Origin of the sequence: Paranoxybacillus vitaminiphilus, assembly GCF_003259935.1 — a bacterium.
Taxonomy (GTDB): domain Bacteria; phylum Bacillota; class Bacilli; order Bacillales; family Anoxybacillaceae; genus Paranoxybacillus; species Paranoxybacillus vitaminiphilus.
In genome coordinates, this window is record NZ_QLMH01000045.1 from 1 (window position 1) to 4,464 (window position 4,464).

At 38.8% G+C, this 4,464-nt stretch carries 3 protein-coding genes and 1 pseudogene; 2 read left to right on the forward strand and 2 right to left on the reverse strand.

Going from position 1 to position 4,464, the window contains the following annotated elements; translation table 11 throughout:
• The first annotated feature begins 155 nt into the window (after positions 1 to 155).
• Positions 156 to 1,238, forward strand: a complete 1,083-nt coding sequence (locus B0I26_RS17925) for a type I restriction enzyme endonuclease domain-containing protein (protein ID WP_409991445.1) — start codon at positions 156 to 158, stop codon at positions 1,236 to 1,238.
• Between the two features lie 31 nt (positions 1,239 to 1,269).
• On the opposite strand, the gene B0I26_RS17930 is transcribed toward B0I26_RS17925, so the two are convergent.
• Positions 1,270 to 1,998 (reverse strand): M48 family metallopeptidase, encoded by a 729-nt coding sequence (locus B0I26_RS17930; RefSeq protein ID WP_111646690.1) that lies wholly within the window; start codon positions 1,996 to 1,998, stop codon positions 1,270 to 1,272.
• Positions 1,999 to 2,267: 269 nt separating this feature from the next.
• On the opposite strand from B0I26_RS17930, the pseudogene B0I26_RS17935 reads away from it, so the two are divergent.
• Positions 2,268 to 3,146: pseudogene (locus B0I26_RS17935) on the forward strand (IS982 family transposase).
• A 42-nt stretch (positions 3,147 to 3,188) separates the two neighbouring features.
• Here B0I26_RS17935 and B0I26_RS17940 read toward each other — a convergent pair.
• On the reverse strand, positions 3,189 to 3,671 hold the full coding sequence (locus B0I26_RS17940) for a hypothetical protein (RefSeq protein ID WP_013878208.1): 483 nt from the start codon (positions 3,669 to 3,671) through the stop codon (positions 3,189 to 3,191).
• Positions 3,672 to 4,464: the final 793 nt, after the last annotated feature.

The window sequence follows — 4,464 nt, forward strand, 5'->3', positions numbered from 1 at the left end:
AATTTAGCACATTCTTTCAGAAAAGGGGAGAGGGCTTTCTGAAGGAATGTGCAAAAAAATGGCTCTTTTGTTCCGAAATAAAGTGATAATTTACAGAAGACAAACTGGCGATTTTAATTGTTTGTGATAAGCTTCTCACAGGCTTTGACGCACCAATCGAGCAAGTGATGTACTTAGATAAACCATTAAAAGAGCATAACCTTCTTCAGGCCATTGCCCGTACAAACCGTACATATGAAGGAAAAACGTATGGACTCATTGTAGACTACTTTGGTGTATCCAAATTCTTGGAGAAAGCTCTTGCGATTTTCTCTAAACAAGATATTCAAGGGGCGCTACTCCCGATTGAAAGCGAATTGCCTAAGTTAAAACAAGCCCACCGAAAAGCGATGAGCTTTTTCGACTATATTAACCGAAGTGATGCCGATGCATGCGTTCAAGTATTAGAACCTGAAGATGTGCGTCATGAATTTGAAAAAGCGTTCAAAGAGTTTTCCAAACGAATGGATATGATTTTACCGAACCCTGAAGCTTCTCCATATGTAGAAGACTTAAAGTTTTTAGGTAAAGTACGGCAAATGGCAAAAACGTTATATCGTGACGAACAAATGGACATTTCCGAGTGTGGCGAGAAGGTCAAACAATTAATTGCAGAGCATTTATATGCTGAGTCTGTCGAAGTCATCCATGAACCAATTGATATTTTGTCCAATAAGTTTGATGAACGGCTAGAAAAAGCCCCTTCAAAAGAAGCACAGGCGGCGGAAATGGAACATGCGATTCGTCATGAGATTAAAGTGAAGCTGGAAGAAAACCCTGTATACTACACGTCGTTAAGAGAAAAACTTGAACAATTAATCGAAGCAAGACGGAAAAAAATGATGGATATTGCCGAATTGGTAGAAAAGCTACGCAGCATGGTCAATGATATGCGAAACGTCAACCAACAAGCGCAAAATCTTGGCTTTACGCGAGAGCAATATCCTTTCTATCAACTGTTCCAACAAATTCTTCCAGACGAAGAACATAAAGATGCGATCGATGCGTTGACACATCTCGTGACAGACATTATCGCCGAGGAAAGTCAAGTCATTGATTGGGTAAACAAAGAAGATGTAAAACGGGAAATGCGGAAGAAAATTAAAAAGCAGTTGCGGGCAAGTGTAATTCCTAAAGACCAGTTAGAGAACATCACACAACAGATTATGTCGTTAGCGATGGTACATTATAAACGATAAGCCTCCCATCAATCAAGGGAGGCTTTCGTCTTTATAAAGTTAACGTTGGGCCATTCACACGCAACCATTCTTTTCTTTCCACGTAATCCGTTATTACAGATTGAACAAATTGCCAAAAATCATTGGAGTGATTCGGATATTTCAAATGTGCCAATTCATGTACTAATAAATAATCGATAATCGGCACTGGCGCCATCATAATTCTCCAATTTAAATAAATGGCTCCTTCGTTCGTACATGTTCCCCAGCGCATTTTTTGTTCTTTTAGTTTAATTTTAGCAGGAGTTACCCCCATTTTAGGGCAATACAATTTTAAGCGTTCCTGTAATTTCGTTTCCCCATGCTGAATATACCAATCTTTGAATGCTTGTTGAAAGAATGTAATTCTCTCTTCTTCTGTTAAATGCAGTGGCAGCGTGGCAATAAATTTACCTTGTTTAAACATAAGCTCTGGCTTTGTAACTTCTTCGCTTTTATATACTTTTAACCGATAGTTACGCCCTAAATAAGCAAATTTCTCCCCACTTACAAATTCTTTTGGAGCGGGGGGATCGGAAATTTGATTCAACGCCTGCCATTTATCAATAATCCATGGGGCTTTTTTATAAAGAATTGAATTTAACAGCGAATCCTCTATACCTTTAGGAGCTACTACCTTTACTCCCTCTAACCACTCAACCGATATCGTCACATCCCGCTTCTCTGGCTTATACTCTATTGCATAATCTATCGTTGTCTTGCCATATTGAAAGCTAGGCATATAAATACATACTCCTTTAATCGTTTGATTGTCTCCCATTTTATCCTTGGAAAAGCATAAGGTCAATGGCTGGGTTTACAAGTTTATAATAATAAAGAGGGGATACGTATTGCAGATCTATAAAAATACTTGATTTTGTTTTTGGGTTACAACCGTCAATGTACATATTAATAAAAAAATATTTTATACACCCGTGGCATAAAAATAGCCCTTGCATGAGGATCTCCTTAAAATGAAAGTGCGATCAAACATTGAAAAGGAGAATCCCCATGCAAGAGCACTTTCATCTTACAACAGATCGAGCCAAACTTCAAAAACAATATGCAGCGATTTTATTCTTTGTATCCGCTCAACTGTCGAGCATCCAGATTCATCTTCAACGTCGAAATCGTCATTTGTTGAAACAGAAAGACGAAGTCATTATCACCATCCATGTCCTTGGAAAGTTGTTGGGCTTCACTTCCGAACGGGCTTGGCACCGGTTTGTGATCGGGAATTTGTTTCCCAAGTCCTTGTTCCCTGAACGTTCTCGGTACAACCATCGCTACCGGGCACTTGGCTTTGCGATCAAATGGATGCGGCACCAGCTGGCCAAGCGCGGGCAACACCATGCGTATGCGGTGGTGGACAGCTTGCCGATCGAGCTGTGTCATTCAGCTCGAATACATCGCGTCAAACGATTTCGTGGAATTGCCGATATTGGCTATTGTGCTTCGAAAAAGATCGCTTTTGATGGGGTGAAACTTCATCTGCAAGGTCACCGACCAAGGGCTTCCGATGGGATATGTCGTCACTGAAGCGTCTTGTCACGATCGGGTGGCTGCTGAAACCGTTATGACGCAAATTCCACATCCGTATAACCTAGGTGACAAAGGGTATATCATCCAAAAGCTGCAAAAGAAGCTGCACGAAGAGCAACGAATCGCTTTTTGGACGCCTGTTCGGAAAAATCAGCGAATCGCCAACCCAACGCATGAAAACAGTGGATGAAACGAAAACGCAAAGTGGTGGAAACCGTGTTTTCGATTTTAGTTGATTCGTATCGGATCACCGAGATTCGAGCGAACTCGATTTTTGGATTTGAAACGGCACTGGATGGTATTTTACTGGCTTACTCGCTTGTTGTTCTTGGGCTAGTTGAGCGTTAAGACTCAACTAGCACCACGGATATAAAATTTATATTTTTCTTTTCAAGGATTCTTTCTTTTTTTCTCTTCTAAATATTTTAATTGAATTTCAAACACTTTTTCCCTCGGCACGTAATTAATTATTCCTCGTTTCAAAAGTGCATCAACTTTTTTAACTTTTTTCATTATTTCTCTTTGAATCTTTGTATTTTTAATTTCAAAAGGAACGCCATTTAGAGTATATTGTTCTCCAAGGAATTCTTTATGAAGAATATACATATTTTGTATCAATAAATAACTATCATATCGATTTATTTTAATCGGGTGTATAAAATCTGGCCTTTTCATCGATAATGCTTTTATCTTTCTGTTTTTATCATCATCTTTTGTGATGGGGATACAAAAAAGCCCATCAGGGAATTCTTCTTTTTCAATGACTAAAATTAACACAGGCCTTTTCTCTTTTATAGGTATTTTATATTGTGCCCAGTCCGTAATGGAAAAAAATTCTTCCTTGATAAAATAAATTTTAAAATTTTCGGACATCTCTAATACTCCTATCTAAGAGTCCAAAAAAAGAAGCGGATATCCCGCTTCTTTTTTGAAAAGTTTTCGAGTCCGCCATTTGTTAGTCGCGTGCGGATTAGCGACAAGTTTTCGAGTCCGCCATTTGTTAGTCGCGTGCGGATTAGCGACAAGTTTTCAAATTATTTGTCCAGCCCTTTTATCGGCGCAACTTCAAGTCTGATAATTAATGGCAGCGAAAAGCCATTCGTAGGTATCTTAAAATTACCCTACATTTGTATTTTCATTATATTCCACGGAATTTATTCAGTCAATGATCATCATTTAATTGTTAATGAATCCCAATAACCATTTTTTTGCTCATCAATGCCATACATCCATTTAATTATCTGTTTTCTTCGTTTTCCTTTTTATTCAAAATGAATTTCATTCATAAATTGGACAAAATCAGCGAAAAATATACTCAAACATCTTTAATAAAGGTATATAAAAATGGGGTAAGGTGCAGTCTTGGTTAATTTATTCGGTGTATCAGGACAATTGCATTACAGATGTTTCAACAGTTTGAGTAGAAATGGTCCAGCAAATATCCAAGAAAAGTTCAATCTTGGGCCAACGAGTTGGATGTCCTCCTTACCTTTATGAAATCCCAGAAAACGTTTTTGATCGCCTATATCGATGACTGCTCGCGGTTTGTGCCGTACGCGCAGTTTTTCCCTTATGATGAACGGGGCGTCTATGTGTACGAAGATGGAAGGAAGGTGGCGGAGGCCGTTCGGGTTCGTTTGGAGGACAACGCCTATGTAAAACGCCA

Excerpts from the sequence above, each read along its gene's own strand:
- B0I26_RS17930 (WP_111646690.1), bottom strand. The coding sequence starts at position 1,998 with ATGCCTAGCTTTCAATATGGCAAGACAACGATAGATTATGCAATAGAG.
- B0I26_RS17940 (WP_013878208.1), bottom strand. The coding sequence starts at position 3,671 with ATGTCCGAAAATTTTAAAATTTATTTTATCAAGGAAGAATTTTTTTCC.